Origin of the sequence: Streptomyces sp. NBC_01294 (genome assembly GCF_035917235.1) — a bacterium.
GTDB classification, from domain to species: Bacteria; Actinomycetota; Actinomycetes; order Streptomycetales; family Streptomycetaceae; genus Streptomyces; species Streptomyces caledonius.
This window is the reverse complement of the sequence record NZ_CP108423.1, coordinates 5543513-5564499: the sequence shown is the minus strand read 5'-3', so window position 1 is coordinate 5564499 and position 20987 is coordinate 5543513. Positions and strand designations below refer to the sequence as shown.

At 70.2% G+C, this 20987-nt stretch carries 20 protein-coding genes; 11 read left to right on the top strand and 9 right to left on the bottom strand.

The window, feature by feature from the left end:
- Positions 1 to 241: 241 nt before the first annotated feature.
- A complete protein-coding gene (gene ppdK, locus OG534_RS25080; RefSeq protein WP_326590902.1) occupies positions 242 to 2950 on the bottom strand; it encodes a pyruvate, phosphate dikinase in 2709 nt (902 codons plus the stop codon).
- A 364-nt stretch (positions 2951 to 3314) separates the two neighbouring features.
- A complete protein-coding gene (gene dusB, locus OG534_RS25075) occupies positions 3315 to 4475 on the bottom strand; it encodes a tRNA dihydrouridine synthase DusB (RefSeq protein ID WP_326593821.1) in 1161 nt (386 codons plus the stop codon).
- A gap of 34 nt (positions 4476 to 4509) precedes the next feature.
- Between dusB and OG534_RS25070 the strand changes: the two genes are divergently transcribed.
- Complete coding sequence (locus OG534_RS25070; protein ID WP_326590900.1) at positions 4510 to 5958, top strand: MFS transporter; 1449 nt, start codon at positions 4510 to 4512, stop codon at positions 5956 to 5958.
- A 46-nt stretch (positions 5959 to 6004) separates the two neighbouring features.
- Here the strand turns inward: OG534_RS25070 and OG534_RS25065 are convergent, their stop codons facing one another.
- Positions 6005 to 6460: a MarR family winged helix-turn-helix transcriptional regulator gene (locus tag OG534_RS25065; protein WP_326590898.1), complete on the bottom strand. Its 456-nt coding sequence runs from the start codon at positions 6458 to 6460 to the stop codon at positions 6005 to 6007.
- 91 nt (positions 6461 to 6551) lie between these two features.
- On the opposite strand from OG534_RS25065, the gene OG534_RS25060 reads away from it, so the two are divergent.
- The 4 genes from OG534_RS25060 to OG534_RS25045 all read left to right on the top strand — a co-directional run bounded on the left by OG534_RS25060 (position 6552) and on the right by OG534_RS25045 (position 9396).
- The gene (locus OG534_RS25060; RefSeq protein WP_326590896.1) at positions 6552 to 6896 is read left to right on the top strand and encodes a DoxX family protein; all 345 of its coding nucleotides are present in this window, start codon (positions 6552 to 6554) and stop codon (positions 6894 to 6896) included.
- A 54-nt stretch (positions 6897 to 6950) separates the two neighbouring features.
- Positions 6951 to 8015, top strand: a complete 1065-nt coding sequence (locus tag OG534_RS25055; RefSeq protein WP_326590894.1) for an aldo/keto reductase — start codon at positions 6951 to 6953, stop codon at positions 8013 to 8015.
- A gap of 21 nt (positions 8016 to 8036) precedes the next feature.
- A complete protein-coding gene (locus OG534_RS25050; protein WP_326590893.1) occupies positions 8037 to 8630 on the top strand; it encodes a TetR family transcriptional regulator in 594 nt (197 codons plus the stop codon).
- Positions 8631 to 8748: 118 nt separating this feature from the next.
- Positions 8749 to 9396 (top strand): VC0807 family protein, encoded by a 648-nt coding sequence (locus OG534_RS25045; protein ID WP_326590891.1) that lies wholly within the window; start codon positions 8749 to 8751, stop codon positions 9394 to 9396.
- Here the strand turns inward: OG534_RS25045 and OG534_RS25040 are convergent.
- On the bottom strand, positions 9393 to 10775 hold the full coding sequence (locus OG534_RS25040) for a glycine--tRNA ligase (protein WP_326590890.1): 1383 nt from the start codon (positions 10773 to 10775) through the stop codon (positions 9393 to 9395). The genes OG534_RS25045 and OG534_RS25040 overlap by 4 nt on opposite strands.
- A 155-nt stretch (positions 10776 to 10930) precedes the next feature.
- Here OG534_RS25040 and OG534_RS25035 point away from each other — a divergent pair, with 155 nt between their 5' ends.
- The 4 genes from OG534_RS25035 to OG534_RS25020 all read left to right on the top strand — a co-directional run bounded on the left by OG534_RS25035 (position 10931) and on the right by OG534_RS25020 (position 14149).
- Positions 10931 to 11944 carry a metal ABC transporter substrate-binding protein gene (locus OG534_RS25035; RefSeq protein WP_442807146.1) on the top strand — a complete coding sequence of 338 codons (1014 nt, stop codon included), beginning with the start codon at positions 10931 to 10933 and terminating at the stop codon, positions 11942 to 11944.
- Positions 11944 to 12765, top strand: a complete 822-nt coding sequence (locus OG534_RS25030; RefSeq protein ID WP_442807145.1) for a metal ABC transporter ATP-binding protein — start codon at positions 11944 to 11946, stop codon at positions 12763 to 12765. The genes OG534_RS25035 and OG534_RS25030 overlap by 1 nt, the downstream gene beginning before the upstream one ends.
- Positions 12765 to 13628: a metal ABC transporter permease gene (locus OG534_RS25025; protein ID WP_326590887.1), complete on the top strand. Its 864-nt coding sequence runs from the start codon at positions 12765 to 12767 to the stop codon at positions 13626 to 13628. The genes OG534_RS25030 and OG534_RS25025 overlap by 1 nt, the downstream gene beginning before the upstream one ends.
- A gap of 92 nt (positions 13629 to 13720) precedes the next feature.
- Positions 13721 to 14149, top strand: a complete 429-nt coding sequence (locus OG534_RS25020; RefSeq protein ID WP_078892882.1) for a Fur family transcriptional regulator — start codon at positions 13721 to 13723, stop codon at positions 14147 to 14149.
- A 40-nt stretch (positions 14150 to 14189) separates the two neighbouring features.
- On the opposite strand, the gene OG534_RS25015 is transcribed toward OG534_RS25020, so the two are convergent.
- From OG534_RS25015 to OG534_RS25000, 4 genes are all read right to left on the bottom strand, one after another.
- Positions 14190 to 14780: a YcxB family protein gene (locus tag OG534_RS25015; RefSeq protein ID WP_326590881.1), complete on the bottom strand. Its 591-nt coding sequence runs from the start codon at positions 14778 to 14780 to the stop codon at positions 14190 to 14192.
- A 20-nt stretch (positions 14781 to 14800) separates the two neighbouring features.
- Positions 14801 to 15628, bottom strand: a complete 828-nt coding sequence (locus tag OG534_RS25010; protein ID WP_326590879.1) for an isoprenyl transferase — start codon at positions 15626 to 15628, stop codon at positions 14801 to 14803.
- A gap of 10 nt (positions 15629 to 15638) precedes the next feature.
- Positions 15639 to 16385, bottom strand: a complete 747-nt coding sequence (recO, locus tag OG534_RS25005) for a DNA repair protein RecO (protein WP_326590877.1) — start codon at positions 16383 to 16385, stop codon at positions 15639 to 15641.
- A gap of 95 nt (positions 16386 to 16480) precedes the next feature.
- Positions 16481 to 18001, bottom strand: coding sequence for a nucleobase:cation symporter-2 family protein (locus tag OG534_RS25000; RefSeq protein WP_326590875.1), 1521 nt, complete (start codon positions 17999 to 18001; stop codon positions 16481 to 16483).
- Between the two features lie 471 nt (positions 18002 to 18472).
- Here OG534_RS25000 and OG534_RS24995 point away from each other — a divergent pair, with 471 nt between their 5' ends.
- Positions 18473 to 19312: an alpha/beta fold hydrolase gene (locus OG534_RS24995; RefSeq protein ID WP_326590873.1), complete on the top strand. Its 840-nt coding sequence runs from the start codon at positions 18473 to 18475 to the stop codon at positions 19310 to 19312.
- Here OG534_RS24995 and OG534_RS24990 read toward each other — a convergent pair.
- A complete protein-coding gene (locus OG534_RS24990; RefSeq protein WP_326590871.1) occupies positions 19309 to 20004 on the bottom strand; it encodes a TerB family tellurite resistance protein in 696 nt (231 codons plus the stop codon). The two genes, OG534_RS24995 and OG534_RS24990, sit on opposite strands and share 4 nt — an antisense overlap.
- A gap of 180 nt (positions 20005 to 20184) precedes the next feature.
- On the opposite strand from OG534_RS24990, the gene OG534_RS24985 reads away from it, so the two are divergent.
- A complete protein-coding gene (locus OG534_RS24985; RefSeq protein ID WP_326590869.1) occupies positions 20185 to 20943 on the top strand; it encodes an SDR family NAD(P)-dependent oxidoreductase in 759 nt (252 codons plus the stop codon).
- The last annotated feature ends 44 nt before the right edge of the window (positions 20944 to 20987 follow it).

Here is a 20987-nt window from a genome sequence, read left to right as displayed (position 1 = left end):
CCGGTGCGACCGAAACGCTCCGCGAAGGCCGTGGGGGGCTTTGCGGGGCCTGGCGGTCGGTCGCACCGGGAAGCGCCGACGTGCCCGGCAGAATGACAGCGGCGGTGGACGGGTGGGGATCCGTCCACCGCCTGCTGGCGTAAAGATTTGTTGAACACAAAAAATAGGCGCGCCCGCCACCGGGCAGTCAGGGAACCCGGGGGCAGGCGCGGTCTATGGGGCCCTTGGTGGGGCCGGGGTGTCAGCGGCTGTCGCTGCCCTTCGCCTCGGCGGCCGCGCGACCGGCCTCCAGGCGCGCCACCGGAATCCGGAACGGCGAGCAGGAGACGTAGTCGAGGCCGACCTCGTGGAAGAAGTGGACGGACTCGGGGTCGCCGCCGTGCTCACCGCAGACGCCGAGCTTGAGGTCGGGGCGGGTGGCCCGGCCGGCCTCCACCGCGCTGCGGACCAGCGCGCCGACGCCGTCCTTGTCGATGGTCTCGAAGGGCGAGACCCCGAAGATGCCCTTCTCCAGGTACGCGGTGAAGAAGCTGGCCTCGACGTCGTCGCGGGAGAAGCCCCACACGGTCTGGGTCAGGTCGTTCGTGCCGAAGGAGAAGAACTGCGCGGCCTCGGCGATCTGCCCGGCCGTCAGGGCGGCGCGCGGCAGCTCGATCATGGTGCCGATGCTCAGCTTGAGGCTGGTGCCGGTGGCGGCCTCGACCTCGGCGATGACCTGGTCGGCCTCGTCGCGGACGATCTCCAGCTCCTGCACGGTGCCGACGAGCGGGACCATGATCTCGGCGCGCGGGTCGCCCTTGGCGTTCTTGCGCTCGGCCGCGGCCTCGGCGATCGCCCGGACCTGCATCTTGAACAGGCCGGGGATGACCAGGCCGAGGCGGACGCCGCGCAGACCCAGCATCGGGTTCTGCTCGTGCAGCTTGTGCACGGCCTGGAGCAGGCGCAGGTCGTTCTCGTTCGCGTCCTTGCGGGACTCGGCGAGGGCGACGCGCACCGAGAGCTCGGTGATGTCGGGCAGGAACTCGTGCAGCGGCGGGTCCAGCAGGCGGACGGTGACCGGCAGGCCGTCCATCGCCTCGAACAGCTCGACGAAGTCCTTCTTCTGCAGCGGCAGGAGGGCACTGAGTGCCGCCTCGCGCTCTTCGTCGGTGTCCGCGAGGATCAGTCGCTCCACCAGTTCGCGGCGCTCGCCGAGGAACATGTGCTCGGTGCGGCACAGGCCGATGCCCTGGGCGCCGAAGCGGCGGGCGCGCAGCGCGTCCTCGGCGTTGTCGGCGTTGGCGCGCACCCGCAGGCGGCGGACGCGGTCCGCGTACGCCATGATCCTGTGCACGGCGGCGACGAGCTCGTCGGCGTCGTCGGCGCCGGCGTGCATGCGGCCCTCGAAGTACTCGACGACCGGGGAGGGTACGACGGGTACCTCACCCAGGTACACCTTGCCGGTGGAGCCGTCGATGGAGACGACGTCGCCCTCTTCGATGACCGTCTCGCCGACCGTCATGCGGCGGCGCTTGGTGTCGACGTCGAGCTCCTCCGCGCCGCAGACGCAGGTCTTGCCCATGCCGCGGGCGACGACGGCGGCGTGCGAGGTCTTGCCGCCGCGCGAGGTCAGGATGCCCTCGGAGGCGATCATGCCGTCCAGGTCGTCCGGGTTGGTCTCGCGGCGGATCAGGATGACCTTCTCGCCGGAGCGGGACCACTTGACGGCCGTGTACGAGTCGAAGACGGCCTTGCCGACCGCCGCGCCCGGGGAGGCGGCGATGCCGCGGCCGAGGAGGGTCGTGGAGGCGGCCTCGTCGAAGCGCGGGAACATCAGCTGGGCGAGCTGGTGGCCGGTGACGCGCTGGAGCGCCTCGGCCTCGTCGATCAGGCCCTGGTCGACGAGCTGGGTGGCGATGCGGAAGGCGGCGCCGGCGGTGCGCTTGCCGACGCGGGTCTGGAGCATCCACAGCTGGCCGCGCTCGATGGTGAACTCGATGTCGCAGAGATCCTTGTAGTGGTTCTCCAGCGTCGTCATGATCGTCATGAGCTGGTCGTACGAGGCCTTGTCGATGGCCTCCAGGTCCGCGAGCGGAACGGTGTTGCGGATGCCCGCGACGACGTCCTCGCCCTGGGCGTTCTGGAGGTAGTCGCCGTAGACGCCCGCGTGGCCGCTGGCGGGGTCGCGGGTGAAGGCGACGCCGGTGCCGGAGTCGGGGCCCAGGTTGCCGAAGACCATGGAGCAGATGTTGACCGCGGTGCCCAGGTCGCTCGGGATGCGCTCCTGGCGGCGGTAGAGCTTGGCGCGGTCGGTGTTCCACGAGTTGAAGACGGCCTCGACGGCGAGGTCCATCTGCTCGCGGGCGTCCTGCGGGAACTCGCGGCCGGCTTCCTTGGCCACGATCTTCTTGAAGACCTTGACCAGCTTCTTCAGGTCGGCGGCGTCGAGGTCGGTGTCGACGGTGACCTTCTTGGCGGCCTTGGCCTCGTCGAGGGCGTCCTCGAAGAGCTCGCCCTCGACGCCGAGGACGGTCTTGCCGAACATCTGGATGAGGCGGCGGTACGAGTCCCACGCGAAGCGCTCGTCACCGGCCTGGGAGGCAAGGCCGGTCACGGACTCGTCGGAGAGGCCGATGTTCAGGACGGTGTCCATCATGCCCGGCATCGAGAACTTGGCGCCGGAGCGCACGGAGACCAGCAGCGGGTCGTCCGACTGTCCGAGCTTCTTGCCCATCTTCCCCTCGAGGGCGGCAAGGTGGGCGCTGACCTCGTCGCGCAGCTCGGCCGGGGCCGTGCCGCTGTCGAGGTAGACCTTGCAGGCCTCGGTGGTGATGGTGAAGCCGGGAGGGACCGGGAGACCCAGGTTGGTCATCTCGGCGAGGTTGGCTCCCTTGCCGCCGAGAAGGTCCTTGAGGTCGCGGTTTCCCTCGGTGAAGTCGTAGACGAACTTCTGATCTTTGTTTTCCGACACGGGTCTCGACTCCTCGAGGCTCGGTGGCTGCCCTGACGGCCAGGAACATACCCAGATCGAAGGCTTCTGGGTACGTCCACTTGGTCGTCATACGGCTGTAACCACCCGTGCGCCAGCAGATCGAAAGTAACTCATGGGTAGTCAGAAACCCGGATGAGCCTTCACACCCCGAAGGGTGAGGGTCGCTTTGAGGCCTGATCACGCCCGGATGAGCGATCATCGATACATTTGCCTTCAAGACTTGAACACACAAAGGGTGGCACCCAGTGCCACCCTTTGAAAGTCTTACCCGTGACTTCGGTGCTCATCTGAGCGAAACCCTTCCCATGCGTGGCGTATATCACGCACAACGGAGGGCGATTTGTCAGCCTCCGGAGGTGTCCAGTTCTGCGTCCTCGCTCACGCCCGCGCAGTCGTACGGGTCCTTCAACCAGCCGTCCGGCAGGACAACTCGGTTGTTTCCGGACGTCCGGCCCCGCGGGCCGTCCGCGCTCTCGGGCCATCCCTGATCCAAATCCAGCTCGCTCAGATGAGCGTCCAGCTCGGCCAGCGAAGAGGTGACCGCGAGCTTGCCCCGCATCTCGGACCCGACGGCGAAGCCCTTGAGGTACCAGGCCACGTGCTTACGGAAGTCGATCACCCCGCGCGCCTCGTCACCGATCCACTCCCCCAGCAGCTGTGCATGGCGGAGCATCGTGGCCGAGACCTCGCGCAGCGTGGGCTTGTGGAAGTCCTCCGGGCGCCCCTCGAAGGCCGCCACCAGGTCGTTGAACAGCCACGGCCGCCCCAGGCAGCCCCGGCCCACGACCACGCCGTCGCAGCCGGTCTCGCGGACCATGCGCAGCGCGTCCTCGGCGCACCAGATGTCGCCGTTGCCGAGCACGGGGATCTCCGGCACGTGCTCCTTGAGCCGCGCGATGGCGTCCCAGTCGGCGGTGCCGCCGTAGTGCTGGGCGGTGGTGCGGCCGTGCAGGGCTATGGCCGTGACCCCCTCCTCGACGGCGATCCGGCCGGCGTCGAGGTAGGTGAGGTGGTCGTCGTTGATGCCCTTGCGCATCTTCATGGTCACCGGCAGGTCGCCGGCGCCGGCGACGGCCTCGCGGAGGATCGCGCGCAGCAGGTTGCGCTTGTACGGGAGGGCCGATCCGCCGCCCTTGCGGGTCACCTTGGGGACCGGGCAGCCGAAGTTGAGGTCGATGTGGTCGGCGCGGTCCTCTTCGACGATCATGCGGACCGCCTTGCCGACCGTCGCCGGGTCGACCCCGTACAGCTGAATCGAGCGGGGCTTCTCGGTCGCGTCGAAGTGGATCAGCTGCATGGTCTTCTCGTTGCGCTCGACCAGGGCGCGCGTCGTGATCATCTCGCTCACGAACAGCCCCTTGCCGCCCGAGAACTCGCGGCACAGGGTACGGAACGGGGCATTGGTGATGCCGGCCATGGGTGCGAGCACCACCGGGGGCTGCACGGTGTGCGGGCCGATCGCAAGGGGCGGGGGGAGCGTGGTCATCCGCCCATTGTCCCGCATGCCGAGGGGGTGGGGCGGACGTAGCATCGGCGGCATGATCGAGCCGAGTCACCGGCAGCGCATGCTCGTCCTGGCGATCTGCTGCATGAGCCTGCTGATCGTCAGCCTCGACAACACCGTGCTCAACGTCGCGCTGCCCTCGATGCGCCGGGATCTCGACGCCTCGGTCGCGGGGCTGCAGTGGACCATCGACGCGTACACCCTCGTGCTGGCCTCGCTGCTGATGCTCGCGGGCTCCACGGCCGACCGGATCGGCCGCCGCAAGGTGTTCGTGGCGGGCCTGGTGGCCTTCACCGCCGGTTCCCTGCTGTGCTCGCTCGCCCCCAGCCTGAACTGGCTCATCGTCTTCCGGATGGTCCAGGCCGTCGGCGGCGCGATGCTCAACCCGGTGGCGATGTCGATCATCACCAACACCTTCACCGATCCCGCCCAGCGGGCCCGGGCGATCGGCGTGTGGGGCGCGGTCGGCGGTGTCTCCATGGCCGCGGGCCCCCTGATCGGCGGGGTCCTGGTGGACACCGTGGGCTGGCGCTCGATCTTCCTGATCAACCTGCCGATCGGGCTGGCGGCGCTCTTCCTGACCCTGCGCCACATCCCCGAGTCTCGGGCGGCCCGGCCGCGGCGCCCGGACCCGGTGGGGCAGGTGCTGGTCATGGGCCTGCTCGGCAGCCTGACGTACGGGATCATCGAGGCCCCGACCGCCGGCTGGCGCTCGCCGCTGATCCTGGGATGCGCCGTGGTGGCCGTCGGCTCGCTCGTGGGGCTGCTGGTCTACGAGCCCCGGCGCGAGGAGCCGCTGATCGATCTGCGGTTCTTCCGGAGCGCGCCCTTCAGCGGGGCGACCGTGATCGCGATCAGCGCGTTCGCCGGGCTGGCCGGCTTCCTCTTCCTGAACACTCTCTACCTCCAGGACGTACTGGGGCTCAGCGCCCTGAACGCCGGGCTCTACATGCTGCCGATGGCGGCGCTGACCGTCCTGTTCGCTCCGCTGGCGGGGCGGCTGGTGGGCAGCCGGGGACCCAGGATCTGCCTGCTGATCGCGGGCGTCGCGATGGCGGGCAGCGGGCTGCTGTTCGCCCTGTTCGAGGCCGAGACGTCCACCCCGCTGCTGTTCACGGGGTACGTGCTGTTCGGGCTCGGCTTCGGCATGGTGAACGCGCCGATCACCAATACGGCGGTGTCCGGGATGCCGCGCTCCCAGGCGGGCGTCGCGGCCGCCATCGCCTCCACCAGCCGGCAGACCGGCGGCACGCTGGGCGTCGCGGTCATCGGCTCCGTCCTGGCGGCCGGGCTGGCGGGCGGTGCCGACTTCTCCGCGGCGGCCCAGCCGGCCTGGTGGATCATCACGGTCTGCGGCGCGCTCGTCCTGGTCGTGGGCGCGGCGACGAGCGGCAGCTGGGCCCGCGCGACGGCGGAGCGCACGGCCCGCACCCTGGAGGAGCCCGTCAGCCCTTCCGCGGCGGCGGGGTCCCCGCGCGCCTGACCGCGCCTGGTCGTCTACTCGCCCAGTCGTCTACGCGTCTACGCGTCTACTCGTCGCAGTTGAAGTCCTCGGCCGAGGTGTTCACCCGGCCGAGGAGGCCGCGCAGGAGGTCGCACTCCTGGGCCGACAGGCCCGCGAAGATGACGCTCTCGACCTCGTCGAGGGCGGCGTTCGTCTTGCCGAGGACGGCCTCCCCCGCACTGGTGATGGCCACGTTGTGGCGACGGCGGTCGGCCTGGTCCCGGCGGCGTTCGGCCAGGCCCTCGCCCTCCAGGTCGTTCAGGATCCCGACGAGGACGCTCGGGTCCACCTCCAGCCGCTCGGCGAGGGCCCGCTGGCTGATGGGGCCGTCCTCCAGGTGCATCAGCGTCATCGCGTGCCTCGGGGTGAGCCCGGCCGCGCCGAGCGCCCGCTTCATCCGGGTCTGGGTGACCGACCCGTGCCAGGCCAGCAACAGGCCCAGCCGCTGCGGAGGGTGCGATCCGTCCTGGTCTGCCGTCATGGTCCACATCGTAACAACCGGGAAACGATTGCATCTCTCATATCGTTGATGCTATTCAATGGTTTCACAACTTCTACCGTTGGAGATTTCCATGTTCATCGCCTACGCCGTCGTCGGCACCCTGCTCGCCCTCGCCCTCACCGCCTCCGCCACCTTCACCCTCCAGCGCAACGACCAGATCGTCGCGAACATGCAGAGGGTCCAGGTCCCGGACTCCTGGCTGCCGCGCCTGGCCGGCCTCAAGGCCGCCGGGGCGATCGGCCTGGTCGCAGGCCTGTGGGTGACTCCGCTGGGCGTGGCCGCCGCCGCCGGCGTGACCCTCTACTTCATCGGCGCCGTCATCAGCCACCTCCGGGTCAAGGACTACGAGCTCGCACCGGCGGCCGTGCTCGCCCTGGTCGCGGCGGCGGCCCTGGCCCTGCGGATCCTCTCTTGACCCTGACGAGTGACAGATATTGAAATCTGTCACTCGTCATGTCATTCTCGTTCCATGACGAAGAACGAGAGCATCCACGCAACCGCGACCGCGGCCCGCCGCACCCTCGGCAGCACCGGCCCCTCCGTCTTCCCGCTGGGGCTGGGCTGCATGGGGATGTCCGCCCTCTACGGGGAGGCCGACCGCGCCGAGTCCATCGCGACGATCCACGCCTACCTGGACGCCGTCCCCGACGGCACCCACGCACTGCTCGACACCGGCGACTTCTACGGCATGGGCCACAACGAACTGCTGATCAACGAAGCCCTGCGCACCGCCCCCGCCGCGGCCCGCGAGCAGGCGCTGACCAGCGTCAAGTTCGGCGCCCTGCGCACGGTGGAGGGCGGCTTCACCGGGTACGACGGCCGGCCCGAGGCCGTGAAGAACTTCCTGGCCTACTCCCTCCAGCGGCTCGGCCGGGACCACATCGACATCTACCGGATCGCCCGCGTGGACCCGGACGTGCCGATCGAGGAGACCGTCGGGGCCATCGCCGAGGCGGTCCAGGCCGGACACGTGCGCCACATCGGCCTCTCCGAGGTCGGCGCGGACACCCTGCGCCGTGCCGCCGCCGTGGCCCCGATCTCCGACCTCCAGATCGAGTACTCGCTGATCTCCCGCGGCATCGAGGACGAGATCCTGCCGGCCGCCCGCGAGCTCGGCATCGGCGTCACGGCGTACGGAGTGCTGTCCCGCGGCCTGATCAGCGGCCACTTCACCCGCGACCGCGCGCTGGCCCCCGGCGACTTCCGCGGCATGAGCCCGCGCTTCCAGGGCGACAACCTCGACCGGAACCTCGACCTGGTCGACGCGCTGCGCAAGGTCGCCGACGACAAGGGCGTGAGCGTCGCCCAGACCGCCATCGCCTGGGTTCTCGCGCAGGGCCCCCGGCACGACGTCGACATCGTGCCGCTGGTGGGCGCCCGCCGCCGGGACCGGCTCTCCGAGGCACTGGGTGCCATGGACGTCACCCTCAGCGGCGCCGACCTGGCCGCCATCGAGGCGGCCGTGCCCGCCGGCTCCGCGGCCGGCGAGCGGTACCCGGCCGCCCAGATGGCCCACCTCGACAGCGAGCACTGAACCGGCGGTACGGTCGTACCCATGCCACCTGCTGCTGCCGAGCCCCTGACACCCGAGCGCATCCTCGAAACCACCGAGGAGGTGCTGCGCCGCTTCGGCCCCACCAAGGCGACCGTGGTGGACGTGGCCCGTGCCCTGGGAGTCAGCCACGGCAGCGTGTACCGGCACTTCCCGTCGAAGGCGGCCCTGCGCGAGGCCGTCACGGACCGCTGGCTCGCCAAGAGCGTCGTCATGCTGGAGGAGATCACCTCCGCCCCGGGCGAGAGCGCGCCCTCCAAGCTGGAGGCGTGGCTGGAGGCCCTCTTCGAGGCCAAGCGGCACAAGGCGGGGGCGGAACCCGAACTGTTCGCCACCTACACCGTGCTGCTCGCCGAGAACAGCGACGTGGTGGACGCGCACCTGACCGAGCTGATCGACCAGCTGGCCCGGATCATCTCCGAGGGCGTCGCGGCCGGCTCGCTCGCCGCCGACGACGTGCCGGCCGCCGCGCGCGCGGTCTTCGACGCAACCGGCCGCTTCCACGACCCGCAGTACGCGGCCGAATGGCTCTCGCCGACCATCTTCACGGAGTTCGAGGCGGTCACCTCCCTGGTCGTCCGGGGCCTGCGCGCCTGACGCGGAGCCCGGTCCGTCCGGAACGCTCCGGTCCGGACATTTGATGATCATCTTGGGCGCATTTGGCTTGCTCATGCCATCAAGTGCCCTACGGTCCCCCCTACCGCACTCATCCGGCATGTTTCAGGGGGGACCATGTCCACCCACGACGCTCGACAGCGTCATCAGCCTGGCCTGGCGCCGCGAGCTCGACGAGTTCGCCGTCGTCACCCTGGTGTTCCTGGTGATCACGGCCGTCGTCTCGCTCGTCGGCGACCACTCGGCGAGGACCCTGCTGATCAAGGACTCCGGCGTGACCGGGCTGTTCGGGCTGCTGTGCCTCGCGACGCTGCTCGCGCCGCGCCCGCTGATGTTCTACTTCGGCCGCAAGTTCGCCACCGACGGCACCCCTGCGAGCACCGCCTGGTGGAACGGCCTGTGGCAGTACGAGGGCTTCCGCACCACCATGAACCGGATGACGCTGGTGTGGGGTGTGGCCTATGTCGTCGAAGCCCTGGTCCGGATCGTCCTGGCATACAACCTGGACACCAAGACCATGGTGACCGTCAGCCCGTTCATGATCTACGGCGTGCTGGCCGCCCTCGGCGTGTGGACCGCCCGCCACGGCAAGCGCTCGCAGGCCGAGGGCGAGCGCCGCGCCGTCCTCGGCGGCGGCCGCCGCCGAGGACGGCGCGGCGGCCCGGCCGGCCTGAGCACCGCAGAAAGACCGGTGGCCCGGTGCGCTGTCAGCGCACCGGGCCACCGGTCTTTCTGCGGCGGGACCTAGCAGCCGAGCAGGCGGCTGCCGAGGTAGGTCTGGATCTGGTCCAGGGAGACGCGCTCCTGCTTCATGGTGTCGCGCTCGCGCACGGTCACCGCGTTGTCGTCCAGGGTGTCGAAGTCGACGGTGACGCAGAACGGCGTGCCGATCTCGTCCTGGCGGCGGTAGCGGCGGCCGATGGCGCCCGCGTCGTCGAACTCGATGTTCCAGAACTTACGCAGGTCGGCGGCGAGGCCCTTGGCCTTCGGCGACAGCTGCGGGTTGCGGGACAGCGGCAGGACGGCGACCTTGATCGGGGCCAGGCGCGGGTCGAGGCGCATCACGGTGCGCTTCTCCATGACGCCCTTGGCGTTGGGGGCCTCGTCCTCGTTGTACGCGTCGAGCATGAAGGCGAGCATGGCGCGGTTGACACCGGCCGCCGGCTCGATGACGTACGGGGTGTAGTGCTCCTTGGACTCCTGGTCGAAGTAGCGGAGGTCCTGGCCGGAGGCCGCGGAGTGCGCCTTGAGGTCGAAGTCGGTGCGGTTGGCGATGCCCTCGAGCTCGGAGAACTCGTTGCCACCGAAGTTGAAGCGGTACTCGATGTCGGCGGTGCGCTTCGAGTAGTGGGAGAGCTTCTCCTTCGGGTGGTCGAACCAGCGGATGTTCTCCTCGCGGATGCCGAGGTCGCGGTACCAGTTCCACCGCTCCTGCATCCAGTACTCCTGCCACTGCTCGTCCTCGCCCGGCTTGACGAAGAACTCCATCTCCATCTGCTCGAACTCGCGCGTGCGGAAGATGAAGTTGCCCGGAGTGATCTCGTTCCGGAAGGACTTGCCCATCTGCGCGATGCCGAACGGGGGCTTCTTGCGCGAGGTGGTCTGCACCTGGGCGAAGTTGGTGAAGATGCCCTGGGCGGTCTCGGGGCGCAGGTACGCCTTGGAGGCGGTGTCCTGGCTCGGGCCGAGGTGGGTCTCCAACATGCCGGAGAACTGCTTGGGCTCGGTGAACTGGCCCTTCACGCCGCAGTGGGGGCAGTTGATGTCGGCGAGGCCGTTGGCGGGCAGACGGCCGTGCTTGGCCTCGTACGCCTCTTCAAGGTGGTCCGCGCGGTGCCGCTTGTGACAGGCGGTGCACTCGGTCAGCGGGTCCGAGAAGGTCGCGACGTGGCCGGAGGCCACCCACACCTCGGGGGCAAGGATCACGGACGAGTCGAGGCCGACGATGTCCTCACGCCCGGTGACCATCGCCTTCCACCACTGGCGCTTGATGTTCTCCTTGAGCTCGACACCCAGCGGGCCGTAATCCCAGGCAGCCCGGGAGCCGCCGTAGATCTCACTGCAAGGGAAAACGAAGCCACGGCGCTTGCTCAGGCTGACGATGGTGTCGATCTTGTCGGCGGCCACGGTGCTCTCTTCATTACGAGGACGAACGGCGAATGCCTCAGGTTACCGGCGCCCGCACCCCCCCTTTCAAATCGGATACCCCTTCACGGCCGCCCGCAGGGCCCTCCCACCTGGGTTTTTGACAATCGTTTCCATCTTTGATGAAAATGGATGTCATGAACGTACGACGCCTCATACCCACCGCCGCCCTCGCCGGAGCCGTCGCCCTCGGGGCCACGGCCCTGACCGCCTGCTCCGGGGCGGCCGCCGGCACCGGCTCCAAGGACGGCAAGGTCGGCGTGACGGCGTCGTTCTACCCACTGCAGTACCTGGCCGAGCAGATCGGCAAGGACCACGTGAAGGTCGACACGCTGACCAAGCCCGGCGTCGAACCGCACGACCTGGAGATCACCCCGAAGCAGGCCGTCCGGCTCTCCGGCGCCGATGTCGTCCTCTACCTCAAGAGCCTGCAGCCCGCCGTCGACAAGGCCGTCGCCCAGGCCGGCGTGAAGAACACCGTCGACGCCGCGACCCTCACCACGCTCGCATCGCACGGCGCTTCCGGCCACGACCACGGCGCCGAGCCGGGTCACGACGAGGAGGGCCACGCCCACAAGGAGGGCGACGAGCACGCCGAGGAGGCGCACGGCCACAGCCACGGCGAGGCCGGCCAGGACCCGCACGTCTGGCTCGACCCCGCCAAGTACGCGGAGATCGCCAAGGGCGTCGGCGCGGCCCTGGAGAAGGCCGACCCCGACCACGCCGCGGACTACAGGAAGAACACCGACGAGCTGGTCGCCAAACTGGCCGCACTGGACACGGAGTTCAAGGACGGCCTGACCAACACGGCCTCCAAGACCTTCATCACCACCCACGCCGCCTTCGGCTACCTCGCCGAGCGCTACGGCCTGGACCAGGAGAGCATCTCCGGGGTCGACCCCCAGTCCGAGCCCAGCCCGGCGCGGATGAAGGAGCTCCAGGCCTTCGCGAAGCAGGAGAACGTCTCCACCGTGTTCTTCGAGACCCTGGCCAGCGACAAGACCGCCAAGGTCCTCGCCGCCGACACCGGCCTGAAGACGGACGTCCTCGACCCGCTCGAGGGAATCACCGACAAGTCCCAGGGCGCTGACTACTTCGAGGTCATGCGGTCCAACCTGAAGAACCTCCAGAAGGCACTCGGTAGCAAGTGATGGCAGTAGCAGCAACGGAGGCGCGCGCCATGCAGTCCTCGCCCCGACAGGCGGATGACCAGCCCGTCATATCCCTGCGCGGGGCCACGGCCTCGCTCGGCTCGCGCCCCGTGCTGCGCGGGGTCGACCTCACCGTCCGCCGCGGTGAGGTCGTCGCCCTGCTCGGCGCCAACGGCTCCGGCAAGTCCACCGCCGTGCGTGCCGTGGTCGGCCAGGTCCCCCTGACCGACGGCTCCCTGTCCCTCTTCGGGACCGACTTCAAGCGCTTCCGCGACTGGTCGCGCATCGGGTACGTCCCGCAGCGCACCACCGCCGCCAGCGGCGTCCCGGCCACCGTCCGCGAGATCGTCTCCTCCGGCCGGCTGGCCCGCTCCCGTTTCGGTCTCCTGCGCAAGGCCGACCGGGCCGCCGTCGAGCGGGCCCTCGTCCTCGTCGGCATGGAGTCCTACGCCGACGCCTCGGTCAACGCCCTCTCCGGCGGCCAGCACCAGCGCGTCCTGATAGCCCGGGCGCTCGCCGTCGAACCCGAACTGCTGATCATGGACGAGCCGATGGCCGGCATCGACCTCGCCAACCAGGAGGTCCTCGCAGGCGCCGTGCGCGAGCAGGTCGCCGCCGGCACCACCGTCCTGCTCGTCCTGCACGAGCTGGGCCCGCTGGAGCCCCTGATCGACCGCGCCGTCGTCCTGCGCGACGGCTGCGTCGTCCACGACGGCCCGCCTCCGGAGGCCGTCGGGCAGCACGCCCTGCCCGGCCACGACCACGTACACCCCCACGCGGCGCACGACGCCGAGCCCCTGCGGACGGGACTGCTGAGCTGATGGACCTCCTGGACTCCCCCCTGATGGTGCGCGCGCTGATCGCCGCCGTGCTGGTGGGCATCACCGCGCCCGCGATCGGCACGTACCTCGTCCAGCGCCGCCAGGCGGTCATGGGCGACGGCCTCGGCCACGTCGCCATGACCGGTGTCGCGCTGGGCTTCGTGCTCCACACCAGCCCCGTGTGGATGGCCACGCTGGTCGCCGTCGTCGGCGCGGTCGGCATGGAGATGATCCGCTCCCGCGGCAAGACCAGCGGCGACGTCGCGCTCTCCATCCTGTTCTACGGCGGCCTGGCGGGCGGCGTCATGATCATCAACGTGGGGGGCGGCACCACGACCGATCTGCTGAGCGCCATGTTCGGCTCGATCACCACCGTCGCGCCCGAGGACGTCACCGCCGTCGTGATCCTCGCGGCGTTCGTCCTCGCCGTCACCCTCGGCCTGCGCCGGCAGCTCTTCGCCGTCTGTCAGGACGAGGAGTTCGCCCGGGTCACCGGCCTGCCGGTGCGCGCACTGAACCTGCTGATCGCCGTGACCGCCGCGGTCACCGTCACCGTCGCCATGCGCATCGTGGGCCTGCTGCTGGTCAGCGCCATGATGGTGATCCCGGTCGCGGCCGCCCAGCGCGTCACCCGCGGGTTCACCGCGACCCTGTCGCTGGCGATGCTGATCTCCCTGCTCGTCTCCCTGACCGGCACGGTCTCCACGTACTACGTCGACGCGCCGTCCGGCGCGACCATCGTGCTGCTCGCCATCGGCGTCTTCATGGTGATGACGGCCTTGTCGACCCCCCTGGCCCGGCGCCGCGCGAAGGCGGCCCGGGCAGCGCAAGAGGTGTGCACGCGGGACGACGTCAAGGTCTAGGAGGAGGGCCGGGGCCGGGCAGAGCCGCCGGACACTCCTGGGGTGCTCGGCCGCCTGGCACAATGGCCGCAGGCCGATACGAGGAGGAACCGGTGGCGACTGCGCCTGGCGAGATGAATACCGCGCCAGTACGAGGACGATCCACCCGGCAGCGGGCCGCAGTGGCGGCGGCGCTGGACGAGGTGGACGAGTTCCGCAGCGCCCAGGAACTCCACGACATGCTCAAGCACCGTGGTGATTCCGTGGGCCTGACCACCGTCTACCGCACCCTCCAGTCGCTCGCGGACGCCGGCGAGGTCGACGTCCTGCGCACCAGCGACGGCGAGTCCGTCTACCGCCGCTGCTCCACCGGGGACCACCACCACCACCTGGTCTGCCGCAAGTGCGGCAAGGCCGTCGAGGTGGAGGGCCCGGCCGTGGAGAAGTGGGCGGAGTCCATCGCGGCCGAGCACGGCTACGTGAACGTGGCCCACACGGTGGAGATCTTCGGCACCTGCGCGGACTGCGCGGCCGCGGCCTAGAGCCGCCTGGCGCCCGCGCCTGGACCCGCCGACCGGCGGGCTAGACCCGGCGCAGGTTCCGGTCCAGGATCGCGCGCAGGCGGTCGATGTCGGCGGGGTGCTGGGCGCCCCGCTTCGGCAGCACGCCGATCGCGGCCGCGCGCGTGCCCCCGACGAGGACGAACAGCTCCGGCGTCTCGGTGTACTGGGGGAAGAGCTTCCAGTCCATCGTGTACGACATGGTCTCGCCCGTGGTCGCGGTGCCCCGTTCGCCGGCCACCGTGCGGCACTCCCCGTACTGCTCCACCACGGAGTACACCTGGCGGGCCATGCCGCGCCGGAGCGAGAAGACACCGCAGGTCGCGACGACCAGGGCCACCGCCGCCGAGACCGCGGTCACGATCGACAGGGTCCCCTGGAGCAGGCACAACCCCACGACGGCGGCGACCGACAGCAGCGGGAGGAGCAGCGTCTCCGCCCGCCCTGCGCTCGTCCGGCGGGCCCGCGCCCGGACCGCCCCCCGTATGTCGTCGAGCGCCAGCCGGTAGACGAGGGAGACCTGCTCGGGCTCCTGCCCGGCCTGCTCCGCCGCCGCCCCGCCCTGCCCGGTCTGCTCCGCCTGCCGCACTCTGTGATCCTCACCCGTGTTCATCGGGTGAGGATAACGGCAGCTCAGCCCGTGGTTCCGGAGCCCTCCGCCTGGTTGGGGACGGCCCCGCCGAAGCGGCGGTCGCGCTGGGCGTACTCCAGGCAGGCCGCCCACAGGTTGCGGCGGTCGAAGTCCGGCCACAGGACGTCCTGGAAGACCATCTCGGCGTACGCGCTCTGCCAGAGCAGGTAGTTGGAGGTGCGCTGCTCGCCGCTGGGGCGCAGGAACAGGTCCACGTCCGGCATGTCCGGGTAGTACATGTACTTCGCGAGGGTCTTCTCGTTGACCTTCGACGGGTCCAGCCGGCCGGCCGCCACATCGCGGGCGATCGCCTGCGCCGCGTCCGCGATCTCCGCGCGGCCGCCGTAGTTCACGCAGAAGTACAGGGTCATGGCGTCGTTGTCGACGGTCTGCTCCTGTGCGACCTGGAGCTCCTGGACGACCGACTTCCACATCTTCGGCATGCGGCCGACCCAGCGGATGCGGATGCCCAGCTCGTTCATCTCGTCGCGGCGGCGGCGGATGACGTCGCGGTTGAAGTTCATCAGGAAGCGGACCTCGTCGGGCGAGCGCTTCCAGTTCTCCGTCGAGAAGGCGTACAGGGAGAGGTTCTTGACGCCCATCTCCAGGCAGCCCTTGAGCACGTCGAGCACGACTCCCTCGCCGACCTTGTGGCCCTCGGTGCGCGGCAGGCCGCGCTCCTTGGCCCAGCGGCCGTTGCCGTCCATGACGACGGCCACGTGGTTCGGGACCAGCTCGCCGGGGATCTTCGGCGGGCGCGCACCGGACGGGTGCGGCTCGGGAACCTTGTACTCGCGGCGAGAGCGTCCCAGAATCCCGCGTCGTGCCATTGCCCAGCTCCTATTTCTCGACGTATCGCAGGGAGCGTAGCCCGCGCTCCAGATGCCAGTGCAAATAGGCGGAGACCAGCCCGCTGCCCTCCCGCACGTGACGCGCCTCGCACGCGTCGGCATACCCCCAGTCGCCCGTCAGCAGGGCGCTGAGCAGGGCGATGGCCTCTGATGAGGGTACGACGCTGCCGGCCACCCGGCAGTCGCCGCATATCACCCCGCCCGCGGCGACGGAGAAGTGCCGGTTGGGGCCGTGGATCCCGCACTTCGCGCAGTTCTCGAAGCTGGGCGCGTAGCCGTTGACGGCGAGGGAGCGCAGCAGGAAGGCGTCGAGGATCAGATGCGGTTCGTGCTCGCCGCGGGAGAGGGTGCGCAGGGCTCCGACGAGCAGCAGGTACTGCTGCACGGCGGGTTCGCCCTCGTTCTCGGTGAACCGCTCGGCGGTCTCCAGCATGGCGGTGCCGGCGGTGTAGCGGGCGTAGTCGGTGACGATGCCGTTGCCGTACGGGGCGATGATCTGAGTCTGGGTGCAGAGCGGGAGGCTGCGGCCGATCAGTTCGCTGCCGCGGGCGAAGAACTGCACGTCGGCGTGGGAGAAAGGTTCCAGCCCGGCGCCGAACTTGGACTTCGTACGCCGGACCCCGCGGGCGACGGCCCGCACCCGGCCGTGGCCTCGGGTCAGCAGCGTGATGATGCGGTCCGCCTCACCCAGCTTCTGGGTGCGCAGCACGATGCCGTCGTCGCGGAACAGACTCATGCGCCCATTGTCCCGTACGGGGACCGGCGCAGGGACAGCGCTGACCCCTCGCCCGGACCGGGGTCCGGGCGAGGGGTCACCACCCCTTGGGAGGATCAGGGAGCGGACGGGGACGCCTCCGCGTCGTCCGCCTTCTCGGCACCGGGTGCGGGGGACGCCGCCTGGGCGGGCACCGCCGCGGCGACCTTGCCGTCGTCCGGGGTGTCGTCCCCGGCACCGGCGACGGCCGGGGTGTCGGCCCGGGGGGTGTCGTGGGCATCGTCCTTGGCCAGGCCGTTGAAGATCAGGTTGAGGACGATGGCGGCCGTGGCACCCAGGGTGACACCGCTGTTGAGGAGCGAGGACAGGTCCGCGTCCATGTGCTTGGTGAAGAAGACCGGGACGGTCGCGGGGAGCAGGGCGAAGGCGAGGGAGACGCCGACGATCAGCGCGTTCTTCTCCTCCTTGAGGTCCACCTTGGCCAGGGTCTGGATGCCGGCCAGGGCGACCATGCCGAACATGACGGTCGCGGCGCCGCCGAGGACTCCGTGCGGGACGGCGGCGACGATCGCGGCGGCCTTGGGCAGCAGACCCAGGATGATCATGAAGACACCCGCGGCGACGACCACGAACCGGCTCTTCACCTTCGTCATCCGCACCAGGCCGACGTTCTCGGCGAAGGCGACGTACGGGAAAGAGTTGAGGACACCGCCGAGGGCGGTCGCGGCGCCGTCGGCCCGCAGGGCGCGCGCCACGGTCTCGCTGTCGACGTCCTTGCCGACGATGTCGCCGACGGCGTAGGTGTCACCGGTCGTCTCGACCATGGTGATCAGCATGACGATGAGCATCAGGACGATCGGGAACCACTCGAACTTCGGGACACCGAAGTGGAACGGGGTGGTGACCCCGATCCAGTCGGACTTGCCCACGTCGCCGAACTTCGCGTCTCCGAGCAGGAAGGCGACCGCGGTGCCGCCGACCAGGCCGAGGAGGATCGAGATGCTGGAGAGGAACGGCTTGCCGATCTTCATCAGGACGAGGATGAAGAGCATGGTGCCGCCGGCGTAGGCGAAGTGCTTCGGGTCGCCGAAGTCGGGGCTGCCGAGGCCGCCGGCCGCGTCGTTGAGGCCGACCGGGAGCAGGACGATGCCCAGCACGGTGATCACCGTGCCGGTGACGACCGGCGGGAACAGTCGCATGACCGTCCGGAACGCCTTGGCGGGCAGCCAGGCGAAGGCGAAGGTGGCGATACCGGCGGTGATGACCGCGCCGTAGATGACCAGCAGGGCTGCGGTCCCGCCGCCCGCGCCGAGGCCTATGGCGATCATCGGGGAGACGGCGGTGAAGGTCACGCCCTGGATCAGCGGCAGTCGCGCGCCGATCCGGCCAATGCCCCACGCCTGGATGATCGAGGCGATACCACAGGTGAAGAGGTCCGCGTTGATCAGGTAGACGAGCTGTTCAGGGCTCAGCTTCAGCGCGTTGCCGACGATGATCGGGACGATCACCGCGCCGGCGTAGAAGGCGAGTACGTGCTGGAAGCCGTACAGCGCGAGCTTGGGGAGGGGGAGCACCTCGTCGACCGGGTGCGTGCTCCGCTTTCCTTCGGTGGAAAGCCGGGCGGCGACACGTGCCATCTCAGCCTTGCCCTTCAAGGTAGGTAAGTGAGAGGAGATCTGGTTATCCCTGGCCGGAGTGGGTCGCTAACCCGTTGGTCCGCCAGGGTTGTCAGTGCGTTCACGTGAATCGAAGGCCCGCTGTGTTACCAACGGCGTCTCGTCGTGTGACCGGAATTGAACGCCTGTGGGGGGCCTCACAGATATCGTCGACTTCTACAAACTGTTGACGATCAGGCGTTCCGGATCTGTTGGTTTCTACAGTGGCGAAGGGTCTGACACAGGAGTATGCGCGACGCCCGCCGGACGAAGGTCATCCGGCCCTGCGCCCGCGAAGGCCGTACACCCTGACCTGCGGCTCCATACGTTGCAGCCATTCGGCCGCGCAAAGGAGAAGCCCTCGTTCCGGGCGCCCCACAGGTGGCTCTTCCGGGCCCGGAGCAGCGGCTTCCGCCATTCACGGAATGTTCACCAGGCGAGATTCCGCCCCCCGTGAGGCCGGATCGTTACCTCGTACGGAACCCTTTCGGACGGCTTCGGGGCCGGACTCAGGCCCGGGCGGCCGCCGCCACGATCGCGGCCGCCGCCGTCGCCGCCGTCAGCACAGGCTCCGGGGAGCGGCCGGCCCGGACCGACTTCCGCGTCGTCGTCCCCGTCCTCCCGCTCGGCAGCCACCGCCGCCCCATGCGCCCCGGCGCCGACCTCTCGGCCCACGGAATCGCCGCCCTGCTCGCCGAGTTCCTGGACCGCCTCGACCTGCGCGCGGTCACCCTCGTCCAGAACGACGCCGGCACCGCGCAGCTCCTCGTCGGCGACCACGACGACCGCATCGGCCGCCTCGTCCTCACCTCATGCGAGGCGCTCGACAACTACCCTCCGGGCGTCCAGGGCCGGACCCTGCACGCCGCGAACCGCGTTCCGGGCGGGCTCTTCCTGCTCCTGCAGTCCTTCCGCTCGCCCTTCCTCGCCGGGATGCGGAGCTCGCTGGGCGGCATGGCCAAGCGCCCGATCCCGTACGAGCTCGTCCGCCGCCGGTACGGCCCGCTGCTGAGCGACCCCGCCATCCGCCGCGACCTCTCCGCCTTCCTGCGCGGCACCCGCAAGGACACCTACCTGCGCGCCGCCGAGCGGCTGCGGACCTTCGACCGGCCCGCCCTCGTCGCCCGGGGCGCGGAGGACCGCATGATGCCGCCCGAGACCGGCCGGCGGCTCGCTGGACTGCTGCCGCACGGCCGGTACGTGGAGATCCCCGACGCCCGCACGCTGATCCCGCTGGACAACCCCACGGGCCTGTGCGCGGCCCTGCGCCGGTTCATCGCGGAAACGCCTTAGGGCGCGCGCACCGCCGACAGCAGCCGCGCCACCTCGTCCGCGTCGATCCGCAGCGCCGAGCCCACGGTGGAGAGCACCTCGCGCTCGGCCGGGATGTACGGGCCGTCCGCGAGCGCGATCCGGGCGCCCTGCAGCAGGATCGATTCGCGGCCCGGGGCCGCCAGGTGCGGGGCCAGCGGCTCCAGCGCCTCGTGGAGCTCTATCGACAGCGCGGCCCCGCAGCACTCCGGGACGTCGTACAGCCCGAGCCGGCCCTCGTCCGTGGAGAGCGCCTCGACTAGGGACTCCAGCTGCTCCTCGGTGCAGTCCTGGAAGCCCGCGGCCCGTACGGCGCCCACCGCGGCCTCCAGCGCGCTGCGGGAGGCCGTCCCGCCCGCGGTGAGCACGGCCAGCGCCACCGTGTGCACGGCGTCGCGCAGGAGCGCCGTGAAGCGGGTGGTGGTGAGGTGGTCCAGCACGTCGGTGTCGAAGCGCGCACGGCAGCCCTGGCACTCGACGACGGGCCCGGCCTGCCCGCGCGGCAGCAGCGGCAGTCCGAGGACGGTGAACCGGCGGCGGCCGGTGCGCCTGCGGTAGTTCCGGTCTCCACCGCAGGCGGGGCAGAAGAATTCCCCGTCGCCCACGGTGCTCCAGGTGGTACGGATGCCCCAGACCGTCAGCTTCCGGCCGTCCCCACCCCGAACTGGCAGCACGTCGCACCTCCGTAACCTTCCGGCAACATCGCCGGGTGGGCGTGATGTTAGCCACATCGGTGAGGATGTGTCAGTCGTGTGACAAGACAACATGTGCCGCTGCCCGCAGTTGGCCGATCTGCGCCCCCGCCTCCGCCGCGTGCCCGGACTGATCGGCGGGACACCCCTAGGGTCTGCCGCATGAACGAGAAGTCCTGTCTGGTGACCGGCGCCGCGAGCGGGATCGGCCGGGCCACCGCCCTGCTGCTGGCCCGCTCGGGGGCCCGGGTGACCGCGGCCGACATCAACGGCCCCGGGGTCGAGGCCCTGCGTACGGAACTGGCCGCCGAGGGGTGCGAGGTCACGGCGGTCACCGCCGACGTCGCCGATCCGCAGGCCAACCGCGCGATGGTCCGCGCCGCGGTGGAGGCGTACGGGCGCCTCGACGTCGCCGTGGCGAACGCGGGGGTGATCCCCCTTTCGGATGTACGCGAGACCACCCCCGAGGACTGGGACCGCGTCATGGCGGTCGACGGCCGGGGGATGTTCCTCACCTGCAAGTACGCCATCGAGGCGATGACCGGGCAGCCGCGGCCCGGCGGGGCGCTGGTCTGCGTGTCCTCGATCTCGGGGGTGGCCGGGCAGGCGCGCCAGGCGGCGTACGGACCCGCGAAGTTCGTCGCGTCGGGGCTGACCAAGCACCTCGCGGTGGAGTGGGCCGCGCACGGGATCCGGGTCAACGCGGTGGCACCGGGAACCATCCGTACGGAGCGGGTGCTCGCCCTGAAGGACGAGCCGGGCGGACCGGAGTACCTGGAGGAGATCACGGGGGCGCACCCGATGGGCCGGCTCGGCGAACCGGAGGAGGTGGCCCGGGTGATCGCCTTCCTGGCCTCGGACGCGGCCTCGTTCGTCACGGGCGTCATCCTGCCGGTGGACGGCGGCTATCTGGCCCGCTGACGACCGTCCGGGGTGCCCGGGAACGGCGGAACCCCGCCCCTCCG